This window comes from Salifodinibacter halophilus, assembly GCA_012999515.1.
GTDB classification, from domain to species: Bacteria; Pseudomonadota; Gammaproteobacteria; order Nevskiales; family Salinisphaeraceae; genus Salifodinibacter; species Salifodinibacter halophilus.
The window spans coordinates 1-752 of sequence record JABEEB010000011.1; the positions used below are offsets into that span (position 1 = coordinate 1).

The 752-nt window shown below is 47.6% G+C and carries 3 protein-coding genes; all 3 read left to right on the top strand.

Going from position 1 to position 752, the window contains the following annotated elements:
• Window positions 1–261 (top strand): recombination protein NinG (locus HKX41_10415; protein NNC24549.1); only part of this gene is annotated, 261 nt, incomplete at its 5' end.
• The gene (locus HKX41_10420; GenBank protein NNC24550.1) at window positions 258–464 is read left to right on the top strand and encodes a protein ninH; all 207 of its coding nucleotides are present in this window, start codon (window positions 258–260) and stop codon (window positions 462–464) included. The genes HKX41_10415 and HKX41_10420, both read left to right, overlap by 4 nt.
• On the top strand, window positions 442–752 hold a 311-nt coding region (locus HKX41_10425), incomplete at its 3' end, for a serine/threonine protein phosphatase (GenBank protein ID NNC24551.1). The genes HKX41_10420 and HKX41_10425, both read left to right, overlap by 23 nt.

Consider the following 752-nt stretch of genomic DNA (forward strand, 5'->3'; position numbering starts at 1 on the left):
CGGGCAACTGCTGCGGCACCTCAACTCCGATTTAATGAACGCAATATTCACAAGCAATGCGTGGTGTGCAACCAGCACAAAAGCGGAAATCTCGTTCCGTATCGCGTCGAACTGATTAGCCGCATCGGGCAGGAAGCAGTAGACGAAATCGAATCAAACCATAACCGCCATCGCTGGACTATCGAAGAGTGCAAGGCGATCAAGGCAGAGTACCAACAGAAACTCAAAGACCTGCGAAATAGCAGAAGTGAGGCCGCATGACGTTCTCAGTAAAAACCATTCCAGACATGCTCGTTGAAACATACGGAAATCAGACAGAAGTAGCACGCAGACTGAAATGTAGTCGCGGTACGGTCAGAAAATACGTTGATGATAAAGACGGGAAAATGCACGCCATCGTCAACGACGTTCTCATGGTTCATCGCGGATGGAGTGAAAGAGATGCGCTATTACGAAAAAATTGATGGCAGCAAATACCGAAATATTTGGGTAGTTGGCGATCTGCACGGATGCTACACGAACCTGATGAACAAACTGGATACGATTGGATTCGACAACAAAAAAGACCTGCTTATCTCGGTGGGCGATTTGGTTGATCGTGGTGCAGAGAACGTTGAATGCCTGGAATTAATCACATTCCCCTGGTTCAGAGCTGTACGTGGAAACCATGAGCAAATGATGATTGATGGCTTATCAGAGCGTGGAAACGTTAATCACTGGCTGCTTAATGGCGGTGGCTGGTTCTTTACCCG